We start from the raw sequence: 20,921 nt of genomic DNA, 5'->3' as shown, positions 1-20,921 counted from the left end.
CACTCCTTTAAGGTGTACCAACGATCACATTTGGATGAGCTTTAGAGTAGGCTGTCCCCGTTGCTAAATCGTCACACGGATGGACTATTTCCCGGTCTCTGAGTTCAGCGTATTCATTTTTTAAATCGCTAATATCGCTAGTGTTTTGTGTAATATCTGGCATCGCAATTGATATATTTCCATTACTATCGGGCTTGATGCCGTTAACGGTAGCAACACGACCAGCATTTTTTAGTTTTTCATCAATAGTCGCATTGTCATACATCCCGTTGACTTTGGTGGTTAACGTCTGCCAGTCATTTTTAGTGACAAAATCGCTAAAGTCGATATTGTTAAAATCAAGTTTTAACTGATCTAACTTTTGAGTAATTTTATCAGCTTTACTGTCTAATTCTGGCAAAGTAGTATTCTGCAATGTGTTGATTTTATTAATAATATCTGTTAAGTGATTAGTTAAATCGACTTTTAGATTTGCTTCAAATTGTATAAATTCTGTCTTTAAGTCTTCTCGCTGTTTATCAAATTCAGCTTCAGCATCGGCTTTAATGGCTGCTATTTTATCGTCATAGCTTGCCAGTATTTTTTGAAATGCAGAAATTGACTGATTGAAGCTACTCTCTTTATCGGTTTTAAATTGATCAATATCGCTTTCAGCTTTTTTAACGATAGATTCAACATGCGTTAACATTGCCTCAGCTTTAGACCAGTAGTTTTCATTGTCCACTGGCAAATCAGCCTGTTTTACCACCTCAATGTGGAAGTTGGTAGTCGTATCAATCAGCTTGTTAGTGCTGTCAGTAATCTCGAACCATGCATCCCCACTCTCCTGGTATACGACTGTATTTAACTTATATTTAATTGTCCCTGCGGCTGCATCTACTATTTCAACACTGTCATCAGCAACCATTTTGCCGCCGTCTTTATTTTCACCAAAGGCAATTTGACAATCAGTAAGATTGTAGGCTGCACCAGTTGCTGTAACCAGGTTTGCAGTTAATACCAAGCCACTTTCAGATTGCCGAATAGTAATTCGGTCAACATCAACCGATGTTGTGTTTTTATCGGTCTGTAGCGTCAGGTTCGGTATGCTCATCGGCTTTCGCCTCCTTATCATTTTCTAATTGATCATTAGCCTTAACTAGCAGCTTTTTTAGTTGATTATTTTCACTTTGCAGTTTAGCAATCGTCAAAGCCTGGTTGGCAATATTGCTTGCCAGAATACTGGCAATTTCATCATTCATTATTTCACCTAATTTCTATATTTAGCCGGTACCATATCTCTAACTATCGAACGAACTTCTGAATTAGTCGTGTAGTACGGCCCAGCATAAGTTCTAATATTTTCCGCCGTGACAATTGTGCTATCACTAATTGACCCAGTGTTAGGTCCTATACTAGTCACATGACTTCCATCACTAATTTCAACTTGTCCGGAAGACAGCATAGAAATGTAGTTGTCTGACTTAACCCAGATCGCATGACCTCCATTCATTGGGTAAAGTTGGCCCGGGCTATTCGTACCTACATATACTGCCATACTTCCATCTGGTGTTTTCGAATACAAGGCACCCTCAAGCTGAAATGCTCTAACATTTAAAGCTTCGACTGTATCGGCTGTTAGATGTGAAGCAATAATATTTCCGCGGCTATCTATAGCAGCGTCCGCATAACCGTATGAATTGACATATTCCAGACCATTGCTGTTAAAACGCATATAAGAACCGTCGCTGTTTAGTGCTCTGATTTCAGTTGGATTTTTATACGTCTGAGTTCCGGTTGCATCCACAAATTGCAGAACTGCAGAGCCGCCCGACTCAATCCAGCTTTGCACGTCATTAAATTTACCATTGATATTAACCAAGTCCTGGTCAAATTCATCAACACGGCCCTTTAAACCATTAAAATCATCGGTAATTATGCCAATATTTTTGGCAATGTTTTTTTCGGCGCTTAAACGGTCAGCACCTTCTTTTTTAAGGGCTTGATGGATTTGCGTGACCAGGTCACGTTCTGCATCAATTTTGTGATTTGCTCTACCAAATTTTGCATTTGCATTGCTATTAGCCGTTTGTAGGAGTAAATGTTCATAACTAATCGGTAAACTTCCAATCGTTTTCGACACGTATTGGTGGCCTAACGCATCAAATGTCGTACTAATCACTCTGGCTGTAATTCTGACGCCTAGGTTTTCATAATCAACACCAACTGTGTCGTAAAGATTAGCTTGCTCAATTTTACCAACTTCTTTTTCTGTCAAAGTACACGTAGGATCAGGTTGGCCAATTCGATATTCTTTCATGTAAGCCTCAGCCAAACTTTGCAATTGCGTAATATCATCTGCCGTTGGTGCTCCGGTATCGTTGTCATTGTTCGGTGTCCAGTATTGACTTAAATCAACCGGTTTAATACGTTGGAATTCCTTTCCCAGTTGGTTATCGGCATAAACGATGCTGTCTGGCAAAGTAACATATATTTCCTGCTGTGGTTGATCATCTACATCGTCATCACTACCACTATTGCCAGCTCCCCAATTGGGTTCTACATCAGTATCAGCTGAGTAGTCCAGACTGGAACTTAAAATCCAGCCTGTATGGCCTTGCCACGTCACCTGACTCCAGCTTTCGCCTTGCACGTCTGCTGTAGCAGTAACTTGCACTTGCTGATGAGCCGGTATAGTATAGCTAATTACGGTACCACCTGGTTTGTCATGTAACTCAATTTGACCAGTATTACTTACTTCATGACTAACGTAATCCTTTGGTTTTTTAGGTTTAGTGGTTTTTTTATGATTAAAATCGCAACTAGAAGCTTCAACCCATTTATTAGATGCCAACTTATAAAAAATATCATTACCAACTGTTGCTTGACCTAAAATTGAATAATATCCTTCGGTAATTCTCCTTTTATTCGATTTATTTGGAAAATCATAACAACTAGAGCCTTTTTTAACATAGGTTTTGCCGGATGCTGGTAAATATACCATGTCACCTTTTTTACTAAAGCTTAGGTGAGGACCATAAACCCACTCATCATACCCAACTTCATACCACTTCATACCATTATCATCAATAGCAATATGCTTGTAATTAATTCTGGTACCTTCTTTAAATGTGAAACCCAAACGGTAATGATCACTACCCTTAAATGGTGATTTATAGGCATGAATTACATCAATAGCAACTGTAGCAGTTCCACTTTCGCTATAAATGATACCTTTAGAGTCAGAACCAGTCGAGGTGTGTCCTTGACCATTACCGGCATTAACAACATAATCACCGCTCTTGTCAAAAGTGATGAAATTGCCATCAACCCAAGAACTATCAGATAGCATGTACCAATCATTACCATTCATTGGTTCTGGATCGCTGCTGCCATCAATTTTTCTTACTAATTGTAAATGTTGCCCATTCTTAACTGACCCCACAACGTTGTGACCAGGGTATGGACTGTCGTAAGTGGTTAAATCCCCAGCCCCCAGGTATTGGACTGTGCCTGTTCCGTCTAGCTCATTACCCGCTTGAGTCATGTCAGTTGGTAGTGGTGTCTTAGGTGTCGGGGTGTATTTCGCATAAGGAAATATACCCGTAAATAACTGAGTAATATTGTCAGTGCTTTCTAAGCTGCCCATATCACGACCATGTTTTATTACTTCGCCAGTGTATTTACCAGGATTTTTTAGTAATGAAAAATGATAGTTGTTAAAGACCCAATTACCTTTATACAAAGCTTGCATCGATTGTGTGGCTTCATCGCCTTCAGCATCGGCACCAATCAAAATAGCACTCATATCTGAGTTCTGATCAACGGTGTAATTGATATTAGCCAAGTCTGCAATATCAGTCGTAAATTCTACCCCCGGAATGCTTTCCAAGGGGGGCATCGCATTCTGAAGTTCCTGAAAGCATTGATTAGCCGACATATTTGGCAAGCTAATATCTTTTGTGATTACTCTATTGGTAAAATCTGAAGCTATCCCAACTGCTTGAACCGTAATACTATCAAGTGTTTTATTAACTTCTTGAATTCGAAATTTTTGTCGCAATAAAATAGGAGAAGCATCCGCCATGATTACTTCTCCTGCCTCAATATCTTTTGCATAAACACCATCAACTCGGTATTCCATTGACAGTGTCTGAATTGCGTTAGCAGCACACACTATTTCGGTCTTAGTTGCATCAGATAAGGCACCAATACCATTGTTAACATTGCTGTCACTAGCGTTTTTATACAAAATTGGATAACGTAAATATTTCGTCATGCTAACCTCCTAAAATTTGGTTTGTAATAGAACTTAGTTACCGTATCACCAGTTAAGCTAATTGTGTTCTTGCCGGGATTGAGTATTGGTGCATCGTTGTTTTCCCACTGAATATCAGAATTAAGACCAATTTTCTCGCCATTACCATTGAAAGTGTAGGCCTGACAGTTGTCACCATCTACATACACTTCTTTTTGAACGTTGCCAAATTGATAATCTAACCCATTAACCGTTAACTTGAAGTTTCCCGTGCCTACTATGTGCCAATCAGGAATAGCCGGCATAATTTCGGTGTTGTAGACCACACTGGGGACTGTTTGCCAATGAATGCTTGGTGTTTTTAGCATCAACGGCTTGCAATTAAATGCAATTTGCCCCGTATATTCTTTTTCAAGTGCTTCTTCAACCAACGGTGACAAGCTAGGTGCTGTACTTACAATCGCTTCGAAAACCCAATCAGGATTATCGCTAAATTTTAAGTAATCGTAATCAAAACCAGTTAGCCAATCGACTATTTCGTTTTTTAGCTGATATAAACTGGTGTATTGTCTTGGCTTAAAAATTGTCACATTAAGGATTAGGTCGATATTTTTAAACGAATCGTAAGACTGCAGCAAATCGCCGTTTCTACCATTAATATGCGTAGCAGTAACATCAAGCTGTGGCGTCGGAATGGTAATAGGAGTTTGACAATAGATGCCAAAATCGGCACTCGACCGATTATGGTATATAATCTGCCCTTTCTGATTAGAACGCATAGTGTGCTTGACCTCCTTGCTGTCTTCTTACTTGATATTTCTCTAGTTGTCTTGCAAGTGTCTTACCATCAAGGCTAACTTTAGTGTCAACTTTGACTGGATTTTGCGCTTGTAGCTGCATCAATTCAACAACCTTATTGAATCGATCTTTATCGCCTATTGTCCCCAATAAAGCAATAATTACTTTCAGCAAATTACTGATATTTTCGGACTCAATAGAATTGTCGCTTCCCTTAACAATCTTGGTCGTTTCGTCAAGCAACTGCGTTGCCCGATTACGTTTACTGAGATCCAGCGGAATAATCATCTCTGGTTTATTCTGTTCGGCAACCGGGTAAAGACCAAAGTTACTTACTAAGCCTCCATTAGCATACGCATGATTTTTTAGCCAGAATTGATAAGCTTGTCTAGCTCCACCATATTGTTCATTTACATAGCTCTTCATCCAGCGTAATTGGGTAATTGGGTTGGTGCGCCAGTCACTACCAGCAGCTGCCATTTTATTACCCGGTAATGATTGCGGTATACCGTAAGCTGGCGAATTGGGGTTCTGTGCTCTCGGATTCCAGCCGGATTCATGATCCACGATATAGCTAATATATCCAAAATCACTTGGTTTAAAACCTGCTTCAGCTAACCAATTTTTGTGTGAACCACTAGGTTGGCCACCGCCAAGCTCTCCGCCACCAAACATTGAACCTAATTTGCTGATAAAACTAAAGAAGCCTTTACCGACTTGATTTTTGATATATCTCTGCAAATCACTAGTTGCATGAGTTTCAACTCCACTATCCTGTTTTAGACCCTTAACACGCCCAAATTTAGGCGCACCGTAGCCGACTACTGAATCTAAGGTGTTCATATGGATACCTTGTGAAGGCGATTGGGCACTGAAGTAACGATTACCGCCAGCATATACACCAACGTGTTCGTTACCTCCCTCACCCCAGAATACCAAGTCACCACTTTTGGCTTGTGCTTTGCTAATATGCTGTGTTTTAGAATATTGGCTACCACTAAAGTGTGGATAACTTATGCCAAAGCCCTTTTTTAAAGCATACATGACAAGACCAGAACAATCGAATGTAGAGGGTCCGGCAGCACCCCATACATACTTGTGGCCTTCTCCGTATTTTTCTACTAATTCTAATAGTTTCGAGCTTGACCCATTAAGGTCACCGCCAGCCATTTGCCACAGTGCAGACCACCAGCTCTTTGCTGAGTCTTGAGCCTTGTTAAAAGCTCCGTGGGTCAGGTCTGTCATTGCACCGCCAATGCCTTTTGAGTCTGTCCATTTAAAGAGACTCTCTACATACTTAATTGGGTGGCTTACTATTTTTGTTGCTAAATCAAAATATTTTTTTAAATTTCCAGCGGTTTTTGTAACCCAATTACCAATCCCATTGACAAAGCCACCAACTGTATTGCTAATTTGGTCAAAAATTGAATCGGTTCCCTTAGCAAAATGCTGTACTCCCCTAAGACCCATAAGCATGGCAGTTTCATGAGCGTTAATAACGTGCATCCCTGGCCACAATAGTGCTTTTGTATTTTGCCCCTGCACAATACCAGCATTGCCTTTGTCATCAATCAGCATCTCTTTGTTGCCAGTCTGTGGGCTATCATTGCCGTCATTAAGCGTAGCAATTACTGGCTTTGTAATTGGATTACTTAAAGATTTGAGAAACGAATCAGTACCATTAGCCAACTTGACGTGGCCAAGCAATTTTATAGTTTGCTTCCCACCGCCAAAAGCATGAATAACGTTGTTAACGGCACTAATACCGCCATTTACAATATCAATTAATCCATTCATTGCACTATGACCGAGTCTTTTAATCCCCGACCATGCTTTATTAAAGATTGACTTAACACCGGACCACAAACCAGTCCATACTTTTTTAAAGTCTTTACTAAAAGTATTTAAGAAGGCATTTATGTTTTTACCCCAAGTCTTAAATGCAGTCAGCATTTTATTCCAATCTTTTTTTACAGAATCATGAATTTTATCCCAAAATTTATCCCAATTTTTCTTAAAGCTAGATTTAAATGAATTAAATCCTTTAGTCACCGACTTCCAAGCATTTTTAATACTTTTTATAATTTTATTAAACGATGATTTAACGCTGCTAAGTAATTTTGAAAACCACTTGATGACTTTGTTAATTACAGCTGGTACTCCAGAGAATGCTTTCTGAATCTGTTTACCAATCCCATTAATGAAGGTTCGAAATGGCTTGCAGTTTTTGTATAATATGACAAAGCCTGCTGCCAATGCTGCAACTGCTGCAACTGTAATACCAATTGGATTAGCACTCATTACAACATCTAACAGTTTCTGAACAACAGTCCATTCTTTAATTGCTGTAATAACTTTTTTGATTTCAGTTACAAATGAGAAAAGTGTGGTGGCCATTGCCGTAAATTTAGACACGGCAAAGTATGTTACAAATGCAACACCCATTGCTTTTACAGCGTTTGTATGCGTGGCAATAAAGTTAATGGCATTAATTAAGCTCTTACCGACGTTTTTAGAAAGTTCTCCTGCAATAGATTGGATATGCTTTCCGGTTTCATTTAGCTTGCCGTTTTTGCCAATTATTCGATCCAAGCCTTTGCTCAGGCCATCTAATGCGGTATTAGCTAAGGGCTTCATGACTGCAGCTGTAAAGTTTGTCCAGGTACCCTTGGTTTTGGCAATTTTGCCTTCGGTTGTTTCACCGAATTTTTCCCATGCTTTGCCACTACCATTTGCGGCTTCTAGCATGTACTTTTTCATTTGATCGCCGGAGATTTTTCCGGTGCTCAATGCTTCGTTAAATGCTGACTTGGTCATACCACTTGCTTTTTGTATTGCTACCTTTAGACCGGGCATAGTTGCGAACGTCTTATTAAATGCTCCTAAGTTAACTTTTGCAACTGAAAAAATACGGGTTAGTTTACCACCAACCTGTACAATTTGATCTTCACTAGCACCGCCAGCCTTACCAAAAGCATACAGCTCATTAGTAAGTGCTTTGGTTTGCTTAATATTGCCACTAGTTAAACCATAGAGACCCGTCTGCAGTTTAGTAATTGCAGCACCGCTTGCATTGCTGACGCCACGTATTTCGCCAATTTGGCCAGTTAACTCTTTGACACCTTTTTTAGCAACACCAATGTGTTCCCAGTTTTCACTAATTTCTTTACCAGACTTAGCCAGATTAAAGCCCTGCTTAGCTGCGTCCATTAGACCTGAACTGAGACCGCCAAGGATATTAGTGATCCCTGTGCCTATTGCAGAGCCTTTTACAATGTCGCTAATGCTTGTTTTAGTTTCCTTAGCAGCAGCGTCTGTCCCATGCAACTGAGCCTTGATTTTAGTAAAAAAGCCCATTGGACGTGGTTTTTCAAGGCTTGCGGAGAAGTCGTTTAATTGCGTTTTGGCGTTGGCCAAACTAGTTGCAGTTTTATTAACACGAATTTGCTGTTGTTGATAAGCTTCGGAATTTTTTCCGCTTGCACTTGCAACTTTAGACAGTTCTGACTCTTGGATAGATAACTGCTTAGTTAAGTGATCAACTGAATTACGATAGCTATCTAATTTTACTCGGTTAGCTTCCTCAGTCTTACCTTCAGCTTCTAGTCGTGAAATGTAAGATTGAGACAGCTGTGTGGCTTGCTTATAGCCTTTTTGTAGGTCTGCCAGTCCGCTAGTATAGTAAGTCATCCCTGACTTAGCTTTACTTAACTGATCAGACTGCTTATTTATTTGGGCATTGGTCTTGGTAATCTGATTAGTTAGGTCGTAATAGCGTTTTGTGCCTTTCTCAGTTGAAGTGTCTACAGCTGCTTGCTGTTTCTTTAAGTCCTCCAACTTTTCTTTTTGCAAATTGATAGACTTGGACAAGCCTTCAATTTTAATTTGCTGCGCTTTCTGACTATCGCCATTACGTTTAGCAGCTGCCTCATTAGCTTTCCATTCAGATGTACTAGCAGTTACCGCACTTGTAAGAGTTTTAAAACTTTTGACAGCTTTGTCAACATCTAACGAGACCTGTGACGCCATATCATGTTGTAATTCAATCATCTGTCATCACTCCTCTCTCTACAAATGTACAACTGCATCTATTGGATCAATTAATTCTGGCCGCTTATCCTTAGGCCGAGCTTTTAGGACTTCAAAAAAGTCATAGTAATTTTGCTTACCAACCTCTGAGGGCATAGCACCTTCAGCCAGTAACATTTTAATCAAATAAAGCAAATCTTCACGTTCATCTTTTAACTGAATCAGAGCCTTTTTCTGCTGCAAAGCAAGCTCAGCTATTTTTTTGGGTCTTTTGACATTGCCTTTTGTTGTAATTCATGTTTTTTAGCAACTTTTTCAACTGTTTCTGGGTCAGTTCCTCGGATTACCATCACAATTCTGCCTAAAACATCGCCCACTTTTTCTGGCGTGCTATGATTTTTGAAATATTCCATCTCTTTATCAGATAGATTGAGAACTTTTTGAATAAAATCAAGCATTGTTGTAAAAGCTTTTTTAGTTGACTTAATATCCTCCATACTAGATAAATTATTACCGCTAGTTTGTGATTCTATAGTTGCCGACAAATCTAAGGCTTCTAGCATTAAATTAATTGAAGGAAACACAGTTATCTTCCTGTCTATCCCGACCAACGGTTTAAGGTTAATCTTAATCTTTTTCATATAACTTCACTCTTTTCTTTTAATCATTAGAACTATTTGACGGTGTATTGTTAACGGTTGAATATCCGCCAAAAACTTCTTTAAGCATGGCTGCTTTATCAAAACCTGTGTCGGTGCTTAACCAATACTTGTAAGGCTGTTGTGTATCAGGATCTTGTGGGTCGGCAAAAACCGTTTTATCAATAGGCGTTAAAACATCAGCTGATAATGTAGTATCTGCATCTGCTTCAGATCCTGTATCAGTTGAGTGGTTGCTTGCCTCTTCAATTACTTCGCAGTTTGCAACTCCTTCATAGAGATCAATTTTGTTATCAAGGCTTCGACTATGAACTAGAATTGCTACATGCGGTTTCGGCAAATGACGAATATAACCGCCCTTGCCATCGTCAACATATCCTTTTAGCTTTAGAAGGACGTGCTTGTCTAGGTCAAGAGCCGTTAACGCTACCTTTGGCTGAGATTGACCGTAACTGGTACGCTTAATTTTATCGTTAGCAAACTGTGGCGTGCCTTCTGTTTCTAGACCAGTGAAGTTTACGGCTGTAAAACCTTCTCCGGTGTTGTCAGCTAAATACAAGCCTGTATCACTTAGTCCATCGGCACCTTTAATCAATTTTCCATTATCGTCCAATAATGCAAATGTAACATCTTTAATACCATGTGCACTCATTTTATTTCCTCATTTCGTATTAAATAAAGTGTTTTTGTTATTTGTCCTGTATCAGGGTCTGTTGTATGTGGTGAGCTCTGCTCTACCAACCAACCCTGGTCAATTATTTTTCTCATTAATTCAATCTCAGCTGTTTGAATATTATCAACATCAGGTTCTGAACCCCAAAAGATTTGTAATTCTACAACAAGTTGCCAACGCTTAATTGTGTCATTGGAGTAATTTGCTGGCTGATTTGTAGCTTCAGTTAAAAAAAGAATGGTGTTATCAACATCATTCTTTTGATCAGCCGTCATATTGGTACAAATTACATTAGCTGGTTCTATCCATGGCAAATTAATACTAATAATATTTTTTGCCAGCATGTCAACCGGCATCATTTCTGGTCACCTCTTTAAACTTCTTCTCCATCGCAGCTATTACGTCTGGCTTTGCTCTTTCTACTGCAACATCAAACCAATGATCGCCTTTAATATATTTGGTTCCATCGTTTAAAAAACGTGCAATATGGCCTTTTTTGGCAAACCCAACTGTTGATGCACCATTATGTTCTCCAGCAATATCGCCAGAAACTACATGAATGTCATCAGCCAGGTGGGTAACTTCTGAATTGTTGCTATGATGGTGTTGCATGGCAGCATCATGTATCTCTTTTTTTAGAATATCGGCACCAGCCTGTGTAATTTGTTCTTGGTCTTTGCTGTCTGGAATTTTCTTTTTAGCCTCAGCCAAAAATTGATTAGCAAAATCTTCAAACTTCATTTGGCAACCTTTTTCAGCATTATATAGTCATACGTAATAATTTTGTTACTATCATCTGGCGATATATTGGCAATGTTATAATCTATGCCATCATATTTGACCTTCATTTGGGCCGTAATCTGTCGATTGTGTCGGACCACTATTATTGGTTGGTCCAACTGTTCAGGTGTAAGACTAGCTTGTTGACCAATAGTTCGTGTATATGGCATACACCATAAGGTTAGCTTAGGCACTAGTTGTTCATTATTAGCACCAGTTTTAGGATTATGCACCACTTTGGTGGTACAAAAAATAGCCTTTTTATTAAGGCTCGATATTGATATGTTATTAAGCGCCATGATTGCTACCACCATATTTGAATTGCAAATGTGCGATCAATAACTGAACTGCTGGTGCCTTGCCCTCTGACAATGTCCGGTCATAATACAACTGAGTGGCCAATGTCTTAATTGCTGATATATATAATTCATCTTGAGCTAATTCAGAATTATTAATATCTTGAATAGCTTCATCCACAATTGCCTTCGCCATACTAACTAGATTGCGAATTGTGGTCTCTTCTTCAGATGTGTCGTCAATATGCAATTCTTCAAGCAACTGCTTTGGATCAATTAATTGATTGCTTTCATTCATCTGCTTGCCCTCTCATAATTAGCCGCTGCCAAAAGGCTACTGTTTATTTTTAAGCGACTTGAAAAACATTATTTTGTTGAAGCGGTTGGAGTTGCTGAGTCTAAAGTTAAGAACTTACCAGCATCTTCATCTGCTTTCTGAAAATCAGCACGAATGTATGCTGCTAATTTCTGGCTGTAGATGTCATTGTCCATCCATTTAACTGAAGCTTCATCTTTGTATGGCTCTAGAACAAAGGCCTTTAGATCACCCACAAATGCATGTGCTTGGCCAGCTTTACCTAAAACTGTATCTGGGACAACAATGACGCCATAACCGTACAGACTCTTGCCAGAAGGCGAGGTTAGACTGTCGTTAAACATATAACGACCTTGTTTATCTTTTAAAAGGTCAATAAAGTTATAGGCTGATTCCGAAACAACCCAAGTCTTACTATAGTTTGACAGACCTATATTGACAGCTGTCTTAAGACCGTCAGCATCATTTGCGACACTAGCTGGTGCGGTTTGCAGAATAGCACCAATCTTGTCCTGCTCGGTCAGAGCTCTCATTGTTTGAATGTAATCAGAAACAATGTTACCAATCTGAGGATAGTCACTCATCATTTCGTTTGAAATAGGAATTGATCCAGCATAGGTTTGTAGTTTGTACTCAACCGAGCTAATTTCCATTTTGGACAACTCAGGGTTTTTATCTAACTCAGCCTTTGTTGAGAATCTAGCGGTGCCTTTTTTTATAATTGGCAAACTACCAGCTGGTTCTGATACAGCTACTTTGCGAATCTGACCAGTCAGCTGATCAGAATCTTCTGGCTGTTGGTAAGCGTCCATAACTGCTTTCGGAATCAGAACTTCGCCTTCTGTACTAGTAGTAAGATTGTCGCGCACATTACCATGCGATTCAACATATTGGCCAAAGCTACGGATCGCTGTCTGTGCTTTTTTATCTGTCTCCGAACTAGTCACTCTAACGGCTCCTCTTTTAACTCGACGTTGACGAACAAAGGTTTTCTTGCTATTCTGGCTGCGCTTTTTGTCATCTTCGTTATCATCAATATCATTATCCTCATCTATATCAGTTGAGGTGTCAAAACCATTTTCATTTTCTGGGTCCTTTTTATCATCATCTGAAGCGTCATTAGTATTGTCTGTTTTTAACAGCGAAACTACAGCGCTTGCTACGGCTTGAATATCATCAGTTGACAAGTTTAAACTTTTTGGCGAGCTCTCAGTGCCCGTCTCAGCATCTCTTGTATTTTCTTTATTTTTTAAGTTGTCTAAAACATCTTTTGGCATTTGTTTATTCTCTCTTTCACTTAAATAGTTTTCTTTTGAACGTTCAATTTGAACGCTGGTTTCTGAATATGCCGGATAAGGTGTCAAACTTATCTCAGGCAAATTACTAATTTTTGTTACCGTATGAATTAGCTGACCATTTTCATCGGTTTTCCACTCATCGCCATCTTCAGCTACGTCAAATCTAAAACTCGCACCCTTGATGTTTCCATTTTCAATATTGTTGTAAACATCGGTTCCCAAAGTTGTGTTGGGAATTTTTGCATTAAAAAACAGACCCTTTTCATCAACCTTTGTGGTTAATGTTCCAGAATCTACTCTTGCTAAAATGTTGTTGAAATCATGGCCGTAAAGTAATAACAGTTGTTTTAAATCAACCTTATCTAAAGCATTGGGAGTAATGTATTCAATAAAACCTAGGTCTTCGCTCGGTTGATTAAACACTATTGCATAGCCACTAATCTCATGGCCTCCACTGTCTAGATCTCTAACTTCTAATTCAGTCGCAAACGATCTAGTGCTTAGGTTACTCTCCGGCTTTGCTCTGATTTTTTTTCTAATTAATTTCATCTTCATTTATTACACCTCTATTTGACAATAGGTTCTTAGCTTCATCAGCTGACAAGATTGGATTGGTCCCACTTGTTATTTTTTGAATATTATTAATTAACATCTGTCCATCCCTATCAATCGCACTGTTAACATCAAGTTCTAAATTTGGAAGCTGCAGTTTCATCCTTAGCTCGCTGACAACTGGATCTATATATCGTGTTAGATTGTTAATGTATAAGCTCTCAATCTGACTAACATTAGATTGATTATCTGACTTGTTCGGACTAAGATAACCAGCTGGTATTCCAAAGGCTGTTGCAATACGGCCAGCATTAGCATCGATTGTGCTAAGAAATTTGGAAACATCTGAGCTAATGTCCAATTGTGATAGCTTGGCTGATTGATCTAATACTATTGTTGACCCTGCGCCGTCACCAGTGTATTGGCTCTCAAAATCTTCGCGAATTTGAGCTTTTCTTTCTTTGTTTACCTGAACTTCCGGTAAGGTTATTATATTGGCCGGCAAAATAGCTTTTTGCAATTGCTTTAAAATCAGTCGGTCACTGTTTTGGTTTACATCTAAAGTTTGTACTAAGCTGTCTAAAGGACTAATACCTACAAATCTCATTAGTGTATTGTCACCTTCGCCAGTGGCAATTAACCGCAAATGGATCATTTCGCTACTGTTAACTTCAATTGATTTTCGATCATCATCAAAGCTAATTTTGTAAATTAAATCTGTGCCATCGTCTAATATTAGAAGCTCAACATTAGCTGTAGGTATCTGTTCCAAATAAGCCGGTTGTTTATTATCTTGAAAACGATGAATTAACAGGTAACTATTACCTGTTAAAAGCATCTGCGCTACCGCCGATTGCCAAAAATTAAAGGAGCTAATTAGCTTACTAGGTTTTGTTAACAAATCGGTGTAGGGTGCTGTATTTTCAAAAGTACAGCTAGCTACGTCTGAAGCAATTAAATTCACAGCGTTAAAAAGCTCGGGAATTTTCATCGCCTCAGCAATAGTTACATTGGCCATTACGTTGGGCACTATCCGCCCATGACTTATTGTAAAGCTGGGAAAAAAACTATTTGAAGGCAAGGACTGACTTCTAACATTATTGTTAGGTTTAATAGCGTTTGCTATCTGTTTAAAAATATTGATTCTACTCACCACCTCTCAAATAGCCAAAAACAATTCCAAAAATTATTAGCAAAACACCAGTTACAAAATAGCCAAGCGCTTTATTAATAATAAAACCAGCGTAAGCCATGGAAATTGCCCCTAAAATTACTAATGTTAGGGGCGCCAATTGCAAAATTTTTTTAAAAGCTAAAATCATTTTTGTAGTAGTCATCAATTTTCTCCTGTGACCAACCGGCAAAGGGCTGTTTGCTGTCAATTTCATTACGTTCTGGGTTAGTAAACCAGTATTGTGCCTCACTGATTGCGTCAATAATCGCGTCAACAACATCGATTTTTGCCGAACGGCTCTCTTTATCGACTTTTACGCCATAAGCATTCTCAAAAAGAGAAGCATTTATAAGCGAATATTGCATAATTGGATCATCCAACATGCTAATTCGGCGCATTTCAAACATTTTACGAAGTTCACGTGTTGGTGGATCAAGTGATAAAGTCCCTTGTCGCAGGGTCACAAATGGCACATCTGGGCATTGCTGACTTAACCACTCAATTAATGGTGCAGCCAAATGCACATCGTAAATAAACGCTTTAATATTTAGATTATGCTCTCTAACAAAATCTAAATACCATTGTCCGACCACTTCGTTATCAATCTCTCCAAAACGATTTTTTGATATTGTGGCAAAGCCTTGCTTTTCAGCAGCTTCATAATCTATCCCATCTTGCTGACTTTTCAGAACTATGCTTTTCTGGGAATGTGCGGTTGGAACGAAAGAGTGTTGATAAATAAAGAATCGTTGATCTTTGTCGTCAGTGTATGGAAACACAAAAGCAACAGCAGTATCGTCGTTAAACCTTGATAGATCAAAGCCAACATAACAGTCGCGACTCTCAAAATTAAAATCGCTGACAATTGATTGCTGAATATCATCTAGTCGCAAGTATTTATTCGCACTAGTCGCAAGCCACATGTTTAGGTTCCTGTTTTGAAATTTATATATGTCTCCAGAACTAGACCTGTGAGCCTTTTCGTCAAGGAGGCCGTTTAATAATGTCTCTCTCATTGAAGGTAGGTCCAAAAGTGGATTAGATTTAACCCAGGTTTCTGGTCTATCTGTTTCTGCAATATCATCTTGTTCCCAAACCATTAATAAAGACCTGTCCTCTTCGCGCGAATTATCTTTTTCTAAAACTTCCGTCAACCTTTTTTCATCCCTAAACATTGGGCAATTTGGGTTATCGTAAGCAGTTGAGATTGCAAGCGTCTCATGGTTAACCTTTTGAACTTGGCCAGAAGTAATCTTACCCATTGCACCATTTGCATAATGCGGATCACCATATTCATCAACAATGGCCAATAAAAAGTGATACGCATCAAATTGACCACTATTTGCCGTCAAGCGTTGCAAATTACTGAACGTCTTGCGGTTTTTAACCGTTTCGTCATTAACTTCAATACGTTGATTTTTAATTAATTTTTTGAAACCAGGTGTATTTGAAAGTTGTTGAAAGGTTTGTCTAATATAACGCCAACCTTTAATCGATTGCTTATCAACAGGCGCTGAATAAAGATAGTCCTGATTGTATTCTTCAGCATTTTCGATTAGAAATGAATAAGCTAATAGAATGTTGGTCAAATAAGTCTTGCCATTTGTACGAGCTACCGAAATCAAAGCATATGTAAAACGTTTCTGATTATCGCTTTTAGTTCGCCACCCTTGATTAAGGCACAAAATTGCTTGTTGCCATAACATTAATGGCACTGGCTTATTTACGCTAACGTCAGGACACAGCTTTGCAAAGTTTAAAATCAAGTGACAATCATTTAGGTCATATTCAAAAGGAAAATCATGATCACAAATGCTGCGTTTCAAGTCATTAAGATGCCTAAAACATGCTAATTGAATTTTATAACTAGCCACCTGTTTTAGTGTTAGAACCTTAAACGCATATCTCGTTGCTGGATCGCGATACTTTTCAAAAATTTCGTTGAAATAACCTTTGTCCATCAACGTTTTAAATGTCTGCAGCAAATCTGTGTCGCGTCTAGTAAAGTCAAACTCTTTTACTTTGCGATTATTTTTAGAATTCATCATTGCCACCTTTCAGTACCTCTTGCACGTCCGTATCATCTTCATCAATATCAAGACTAGCCAGTTCCGCCCGAGCACTAGGAGACAGTCCTAATTGGCTTCCTAGTGAATTTATTTTTACACTAGCTGAATCAATTGCTTTTACGGCAGGATTTGGTTTATAACCAGTAAAATCATGGCCAACAACTTTACCAGTATTATCTTGTAAACTGGTAAATATCTTTACCTGCACGCCATCTTCAGCAAGTGACTTATAACTCTCTCTTAATATTTGATAGTTAATACAGAATGCTTCAACGAGCGGTCGATCTGGCTGCTTAATTACTTTTGTTGAATTTAAAAAAGGTACAACTTTAGTCCACATCGACCGAGCGTAGCTTTTCAGGTAGTAAGGTGGTTGGGTAGGTAAATTATTCAAGTCGCCATTTTTATCCAACATTTTTTCGGTTTTTTTCCGTTGGCGAGCTGGAGCTCTTGCCTTGTTAGTAGTTAACTTGGTTTTTCTAATTTTTACCACCTCCTACTTTTTTGCATTAAAATATTTAAAAATATTAAGACTGTTTTTGAAACCTAATGCAGTTCGAATGCTTAGTATTTTAACATTCTTATTTTTTATAGCCCCCCTACCTCAAAAAAATCAAATTACATTTCTAAAAACGAAGACCAGCATTGTGTGATAGCTCTCTTCTAGGCAATAGGCCGGGGGGTATTTTTATTATTTTCTTTTCTTAAAATTAGCTTTTGCCAATCTGTTTTAGTCATTTCTCTAAGCTGACCGTAAAGCTGCTTATGCTGATAATCAATCTCAATTTGTTGTTTAATCGCATTACATCTGTTGCAAAGCGTCCAAAGGTTATGCCAATCTAACTGCTGCTGAGATTTTAAAAGCTTCCGCATGACAATATGATCAGCTGTTAACCTATTGACTTGATAGTTTTTACCACAGCATTGGCAAACGTATTGATCATAAGCAATTCGATAGTCACGCACTTGTTTCCACTCTTTTGACCGATAGAATCTAACAGATTCGGCATCTCTTTTAGTTTGATTGTACTGTCGTTGTTTGCCCTTAGCCCTGTTGTCTAATAGTTCACGGTACAATGGACTTTTTTTTAATCGTTCTCGTTCTTCTTTATATTTCTCGTAGCTAGCCTGTCGCATAGCATGGTGCTTATTGCAATACTTGTCTTGCCCTTGTACCCAGTTCATGCAATTTGGATAGCCACAATGGTGGTAAAGATTTTTCATTTATATCCTTTCTTTATAAACAAAAAAGCCGGATATTAATCCGACTTTTATTTATTTAAAACGTGCCAGGAATCGAACCTGAAGTTGAGGGTTTAGTCCTATACTCTTAACTCTATATTATATTTTTCGACTTTCCATTCAACTTGCCACATGTAACCAAACATGATGTATTTCTGCTAATAAATAAAGATAATTCTGTGGCCACACGTTCTGACACGCTCACTAAGCAGCTAATTGTTGAAACTATTAGGTAACACATAGGTCATCGCGTGTCTATTGCGGTGTTGAGAATCGAACCCAGCTACAACCATTACCGCAGCTCTGTTGCCAAGTAATTATTAAAAATACTTGCGAATTGGTGTTTAGTGTTTCTTGTATATTAGAAAGGAGGTATCGAAAGACTGAGCTTTCCCATCCCCCAATCTTTCGACAATATCAATTTAGCATGCTTTAACTGCCATCAGTCTGCCAGGTATCTGCCACTTGTCTGCCACAACTCTGCCATCTCCTCTCATTCACAATTCTGTAATTATGACTTCAACCCTTGTGGGTTCACCATATAGTTTTTTTGTCTCGCCAGCAATAACCTGACTATCATCCTTGTAGAACCCTGGAGTCCACATCTCACGATGGTGGGTTAACTTATTAATCTTGTACAGTGGATTTAAGCCATCTAATATTATTTTCTCAATATTATCCTTATCCGGCTTTTTTGTTGGTACTTCTTCACCTGATAGGCATCTCTTTCGTTTTGCCTTAGAGTATGATTTTGGAATTGGAAAGTAAGCAATTATGTCTACACGTAAAGGACCCGTCAGCATCTTTGCATGTTCTAAACTTATAAACCTAACCATTGCTTCATATTGTTTTGTTTCTGTTGGTGTATAAAACTGTCTATGGCTTCGTGTAGCTCGTGGTCGCTGCTTGCCTCTTGGTTTTCCGGGAATGGTAAATTTATACTTCAAACTTTATTTTCCTTTTCTTGATAAATACGTAGTTCAGCAATATGTGTATTGTATTTGTAAGCCCAGAATTGAATTCTGGTAGCAAATTCGCAAAGTGCCTCTTGCTTTTTGCGATAAAACGTTCTATCAGAATAGTTTAATCTCATAATTTGGTCGTAATCGCTTAATTCTTTGAGAATACTTGATTGCAATATTTGTCTGCTAACTTTGCTGCAATTATTAATAGCACATCCAATTGCCCAGCATTTATTTTCGTAATCAAAAATCTTTAACATATTGCTTTCGGCCGAATTTTCGAAGCCATGACTGACACCAGTCCCATTTAATTGTGGTGAACTAAGGTCTGCTTTATTCATCCCTGCGTTGGCTAGATATTCTGCTAAATTATTATGTAAGAAATCAGTTACATTGCTGGCCGTTGCTACCTTATCCAACTGCACATTCACCACATCCCCACTTGCTAATTGTTTATAAAACATTCATCTTAGTACACTAAACATTTTTTTAATATTGCCTACTATATTTTGTCGAAAAAATCAATTAGTGCCTTTGCAGCTTCAATTGCACTTTTAAGATTATTCTTATCAGATATTCCACTTATATCTTCAATACTGTGCTTAGCCTTTACATAACTAACTGGCTTTTTGCTTTTTACAGAACTGAAAATGTATTCAAATTTTTTGTCGTTAAGTATTTTTTGTGATTTCAAAATCACAGTTTTAAATTCATCGTTACAATTTAAATTAATCTGTTTAATCAATAACAACATCAGGCTGCAGACCATTCTACTATTCTCATTTAAGTTGTTTGTAAAACCATAATCAGTATAGAAAGGTGTTGTTTCAATAAGAAAAACCATCTTAGCAATCTTAGCTATTAGCTCAGTATCAATTTCACCTCTAAGATAGGAAATTGGAACTTTATAAAATTCTGCCAATTTTTGCCATGTTGCTAATTTAGGTTCAGTTTTATTATTTTCGTAATTACTATAGGTACCGCGCTTTATGCCAGTTTTTCTTTCTATGTCATCAAGGGTTAACTTTCTTTGAATTCTTAATTCATACAGTCTGCTCATTTTCATGCATCCAAAATTTCTTTTATCTCTAAAAATTTTTTTACAAAATACTGCTGACCTGTGCCAGTTACTTTTGGTGTTTTTTGAATAGAAATGTGACCATCAGCGTGCGTGATAGCTGTTTCTTTAATTTTGAAAAGATTCCGCTCAATTGATTTCTGTGTTGGCATGTTTCGTGAGCTACCATGACGCTTAGTTAAATAGCCATGCAATCGCAACCATTCAAACAACCTATTCTGGCCAATGTCAATGCCGTTGTTTTTTAAAATTTTGGCCAAGTCACCAATTAGGATTGTGTCCTCACTAGCTGCAACCGTATCAGCAAATCTTGCCTTTGGCTTTAGCATTTTGATTTGAACATCCTTTTGTTCCAATTGGTCAGCAGCTTGTTTTAATAAATTGGCCAGTCCATCTGTATTGGTCGTAATATCAATAGCTTTCTGGTCGGTTAGATAAGCTCCATGTCGTCTAATATTCGGAAGCACTTCGCTTGTAACCCAATGCTTGAATTTTTTAGCACTTGGCAACTTGCTACTTATAATTAAGCTGTATAGACCAGATTCATTAATTACCGTGACGTTTTGCATTCCTCCAAGGGGGCCCTGAATTGGGGCGTCCTTCTTGTCGTCAAAATCCACGTGACTAGCAATAGCATTCCGAGCTTTTTTGTACCCAAGAATGTTAGCGACATCTTTACCAACGAAATAGGGCTCATCATCAATTGTTAGCGTCCGAACTCCTTGATTTTCAAACTGAAAAATTTGCAAATCCTGCAT

Annotated in this window: 22 protein-coding genes; all 22 read right to left on the bottom strand. The window is 38.3% G+C overall.

The window, feature by feature from the left end; genetic code table 11:
* Window positions 1-7: 7 nt before the first annotated feature.
* The 22 genes from ACYIAQ_RS04310 to ACYIAQ_RS04205 all read right to left on the bottom strand — a co-directional run bounded on the left by ACYIAQ_RS04310 (window position 8) and on the right by ACYIAQ_RS04205 (window position 20,921).
* Window positions 8-1,093, bottom strand: a complete 1,086-nt coding sequence (locus ACYIAQ_RS04310; RefSeq protein WP_483562636.1) for a BppU family phage baseplate upper protein — start codon at window positions 1,091-1,093, stop codon at window positions 8-10.
* The gene (locus ACYIAQ_RS04305) at window positions 1,059-1,241 is read right to left on the bottom strand and encodes a hypothetical protein (protein ID WP_483562635.1); all 183 of its coding nucleotides are present in this window, start codon (window positions 1,239-1,241) and stop codon (window positions 1,059-1,061) included. The genes ACYIAQ_RS04310 and ACYIAQ_RS04305 overlap by 35 nt, the downstream gene beginning before the upstream one ends.
* An 8-nt stretch (window positions 1,242-1,249) precedes the next feature.
* Entirely contained in the window at window positions 1,250-4,258 is a 3,009-nt protein-coding gene (locus tag ACYIAQ_RS04300; protein WP_483562634.1) for a phage tail spike protein, read from the bottom strand.
* A complete protein-coding gene (locus ACYIAQ_RS04295) occupies window positions 4,255-5,016 on the bottom strand; it encodes a hypothetical protein (protein ID WP_483562633.1) in 762 nt (253 codons plus the stop codon). The genes ACYIAQ_RS04300 and ACYIAQ_RS04295 overlap by 4 nt, the downstream gene beginning before the upstream one ends.
* Window positions 5,006-9,085 carry an aggregation-promoting factor C-terminal-like domain-containing protein gene (locus ACYIAQ_RS04290; RefSeq protein WP_483562632.1) on the bottom strand — a complete coding sequence of 1,360 codons (4,080 nt, stop codon included), beginning with the start codon at window positions 9,083-9,085 and terminating at the stop codon, window positions 5,006-5,008. Before ACYIAQ_RS04290 ends, ACYIAQ_RS04295 begins: the two co-directional genes overlap by 11 nt.
* Window positions 9,086-9,103: 18 nt before the next feature.
* On the bottom strand, window positions 9,104-9,307 hold the full coding sequence (locus ACYIAQ_RS04285; RefSeq protein ID WP_483562631.1) for a hypothetical protein: 204 nt from the start codon (window positions 9,305-9,307) through the stop codon (window positions 9,104-9,106).
* 11 nt (window positions 9,308-9,318) lie between these two features.
* Window positions 9,319-9,705 carry a phage tail assembly chaperone gene (locus ACYIAQ_RS04280; protein WP_220268265.1) on the bottom strand — a complete coding sequence of 129 codons (387 nt, stop codon included), beginning with the start codon at window positions 9,703-9,705 and terminating at the stop codon, window positions 9,319-9,321.
* A 19-nt stretch (window positions 9,706-9,724) separates the two neighbouring features.
* Window positions 9,725-10,375 (bottom strand): phage tail protein, encoded by a 651-nt coding sequence (locus tag ACYIAQ_RS04275; RefSeq protein WP_483562630.1) that lies wholly within the window; start codon window positions 10,373-10,375, stop codon window positions 9,725-9,727.
* Window positions 10,372-10,755 (bottom strand): DUF806 family protein, encoded by a 384-nt coding sequence (locus ACYIAQ_RS04270; protein ID WP_483562629.1) that lies wholly within the window; start codon window positions 10,753-10,755, stop codon window positions 10,372-10,374. The genes ACYIAQ_RS04275 and ACYIAQ_RS04270 overlap by 4 nt, the downstream gene beginning before the upstream one ends.
* The gene (locus ACYIAQ_RS04265) at window positions 10,742-11,137 is read right to left on the bottom strand and encodes an HK97 gp10 family phage protein (protein WP_483562628.1); all 396 of its coding nucleotides are present in this window, start codon (window positions 11,135-11,137) and stop codon (window positions 10,742-10,744) included. Before ACYIAQ_RS04265 ends, ACYIAQ_RS04270 begins: the two co-directional genes overlap by 14 nt.
* Entirely contained in the window at window positions 11,134-11,475 is a 342-nt protein-coding gene (locus ACYIAQ_RS04260) for a phage head closure protein (protein WP_483562627.1), read from the bottom strand. Before ACYIAQ_RS04260 ends, ACYIAQ_RS04265 begins: the two co-directional genes overlap by 4 nt.
* Entirely contained in the window at window positions 11,465-11,770 is a 306-nt protein-coding gene (locus ACYIAQ_RS04255) for a head-tail connector protein (RefSeq protein ID WP_287858134.1), read from the bottom strand. Before ACYIAQ_RS04255 ends, ACYIAQ_RS04260 begins: the two co-directional genes overlap by 11 nt.
* Before the next feature lie 68 nt (window positions 11,771-11,838).
* Window positions 11,839-13,641 carry a phage major capsid protein gene (locus ACYIAQ_RS04250; RefSeq protein WP_483562626.1) on the bottom strand — a complete coding sequence of 601 codons (1,803 nt, stop codon included), beginning with the start codon at window positions 13,639-13,641 and terminating at the stop codon, window positions 11,839-11,841.
* Window positions 13,622-14,791, bottom strand: coding sequence for a phage portal protein (locus ACYIAQ_RS04245; protein WP_483562625.1), 1,170 nt, complete (start codon window positions 14,789-14,791; stop codon window positions 13,622-13,624). Before ACYIAQ_RS04245 ends, ACYIAQ_RS04250 begins: the two co-directional genes overlap by 20 nt.
* Window positions 14,784-14,975 (bottom strand): hypothetical protein, encoded by a 192-nt coding sequence (locus ACYIAQ_RS04240; protein ID WP_483562624.1) that lies wholly within the window; start codon window positions 14,973-14,975, stop codon window positions 14,784-14,786. The genes ACYIAQ_RS04245 and ACYIAQ_RS04240 overlap by 8 nt, the downstream gene beginning before the upstream one ends.
* Complete coding sequence (locus tag ACYIAQ_RS04235) at window positions 14,944-16,860, bottom strand: terminase TerL endonuclease subunit (RefSeq protein ID WP_483562623.1); 1,917 nt, start codon at window positions 16,858-16,860, stop codon at window positions 14,944-14,946. Before ACYIAQ_RS04235 ends, ACYIAQ_RS04240 begins: the two co-directional genes overlap by 32 nt.
* Window positions 16,847-17,374 carry a phage terminase small subunit P27 family gene (locus tag ACYIAQ_RS04230; protein WP_483562622.1) on the bottom strand — a complete coding sequence of 176 codons (528 nt, stop codon included), beginning with the start codon at window positions 17,372-17,374 and terminating at the stop codon, window positions 16,847-16,849. The genes ACYIAQ_RS04235 and ACYIAQ_RS04230 overlap by 14 nt, the downstream gene beginning before the upstream one ends.
* 170 nt (window positions 17,375-17,544) lie before the next feature.
* The gene (locus ACYIAQ_RS04225) at window positions 17,545-18,066 is read right to left on the bottom strand and encodes an HNH endonuclease (RefSeq protein WP_483562621.1); all 522 of its coding nucleotides are present in this window, start codon (window positions 18,064-18,066) and stop codon (window positions 17,545-17,547) included.
* A gap of 554 nt (window positions 18,067-18,620) precedes the next feature.
* Entirely contained in the window at window positions 18,621-19,070 is a 450-nt protein-coding gene (locus tag ACYIAQ_RS04220; protein WP_483562620.1) for a RusA family crossover junction endodeoxyribonuclease, read from the bottom strand.
* Window positions 19,067-19,549: an ArpU family phage packaging/lysis transcriptional regulator gene (locus ACYIAQ_RS04215; RefSeq protein WP_483562619.1), complete on the bottom strand. Its 483-nt coding sequence runs from the start codon at window positions 19,547-19,549 to the stop codon at window positions 19,067-19,069. Before ACYIAQ_RS04215 ends, ACYIAQ_RS04220 begins: the two co-directional genes overlap by 4 nt.
* A 38-nt stretch (window positions 19,550-19,587) precedes the next feature.
* Window positions 19,588-20,145: a helix-turn-helix domain-containing protein gene (locus ACYIAQ_RS04210; RefSeq protein WP_483562618.1), complete on the bottom strand. Its 558-nt coding sequence runs from the start codon at window positions 20,143-20,145 to the stop codon at window positions 19,588-19,590.
* A 2-nt stretch (window positions 20,146-20,147) separates the two neighbouring features.
* Window positions 20,148-20,921 (bottom strand): phage antirepressor, encoded by a 774-nt coding sequence (locus tag ACYIAQ_RS04205; RefSeq protein ID WP_483562617.1) that lies wholly within the window; start codon window positions 20,919-20,921, stop codon window positions 20,148-20,150.

It is taken from the genome of Lactobacillus sp. X-49, assembly GCF_057063645.1.
Note: the sequence above shows the minus strand (reverse complement) of the source record. Positions and strands in the feature narration are given on the sequence as shown.

Coding starts and splice junctions, on each gene's coding strand:
- ACYIAQ_RS04310 (WP_483562636.1), bottom strand. CDS start 1,093: ATGAGCATACCGAACCTGACGCTACAGACCGATAAAAACACAACATCG.
- ACYIAQ_RS04305 (WP_483562635.1), bottom strand. CDS start 1,241: ATGAATGATGAAATTGCCAGTATTCTGGCAAGCAATATTGCCAACCAG.
- ACYIAQ_RS04300 (WP_483562634.1), bottom strand. CDS start 4,258: ATGACGAAATATTTACGTTATCCAATTTTGTATAAAAACGCTAGTGAC.
- ACYIAQ_RS04295 (WP_483562633.1), bottom strand. CDS start 5,016: ATGCGTTCTAATCAGAAAGGGCAGATTATATACCATAATCGGTCGAGT.
- ACYIAQ_RS04290 (WP_483562632.1), bottom strand. CDS start 9,085: ATGATTGAATTACAACATGATATGGCGTCACAGGTCTCGTTAGATGTT.
- ACYIAQ_RS04280 (WP_220268265.1), bottom strand. CDS start 9,705: ATGAAAAAGATTAAGATTAACCTTAAACCGTTGGTCGGGATAGACAGG.
- ACYIAQ_RS04275 (WP_483562630.1), bottom strand. CDS start 10,375: ATGAGTGCACATGGTATTAAAGATGTTACATTTGCATTATTGGACGAT.
- ACYIAQ_RS04270 (WP_483562629.1), bottom strand. CDS start 10,755: ATGATGCCGGTTGACATGCTGGCAAAAAATATTATTAGTATTAATTTG.
- ACYIAQ_RS04265 (WP_483562628.1), bottom strand. CDS start 11,137: ATGAAGTTTGAAGATTTTGCTAATCAATTTTTGGCTGAGGCTAAAAAG.
- ACYIAQ_RS04260 (WP_483562627.1), bottom strand. CDS start 11,475: ATGGCGCTTAATAACATATCAATATCGAGCCTTAATAAAAAGGCTATT.
- ACYIAQ_RS04255 (WP_287858134.1), bottom strand. CDS start 11,770: ATGAATGAAAGCAATCAATTAATTGATCCAAAGCAGTTGCTTGAAGAA.
- ACYIAQ_RS04250 (WP_483562626.1), bottom strand. CDS start 13,641: ATGAAGATGAAATTAATTAGAAAAAAAATCAGAGCAAAGCCGGAGAGT.
- ACYIAQ_RS04240 (WP_483562624.1), bottom strand. CDS start 14,975: ATGACTACTACAAAAATGATTTTAGCTTTTAAAAAAATTTTGCAATTG.
- ACYIAQ_RS04235 (WP_483562623.1), bottom strand. CDS start 16,860: ATGATGAATTCTAAAAATAATCGCAAAGTAAAAGAGTTTGACTTTACT.
- ACYIAQ_RS04225 (WP_483562621.1), bottom strand. CDS start 18,066: ATGAACTGGGTACAAGGGCAAGACAAGTATTGCAATAAGCACCATGCT.
- ACYIAQ_RS04215 (WP_483562619.1), bottom strand. CDS start 19,549: ATGTTTTATAAACAATTAGCAAGTGGGGATGTGGTGAATGTGCAGTTG.
- ACYIAQ_RS04210 (WP_483562618.1), bottom strand. CDS start 20,145: ATGAGCAGACTGTATGAATTAAGAATTCAAAGAAAGTTAACCCTTGAT.
- ACYIAQ_RS04205 (WP_483562617.1), bottom strand. CDS start 20,921: ATGCAGGATTTGCAAATTTTTCAGTTTGAAAATCAAGGAGTTCGGACG.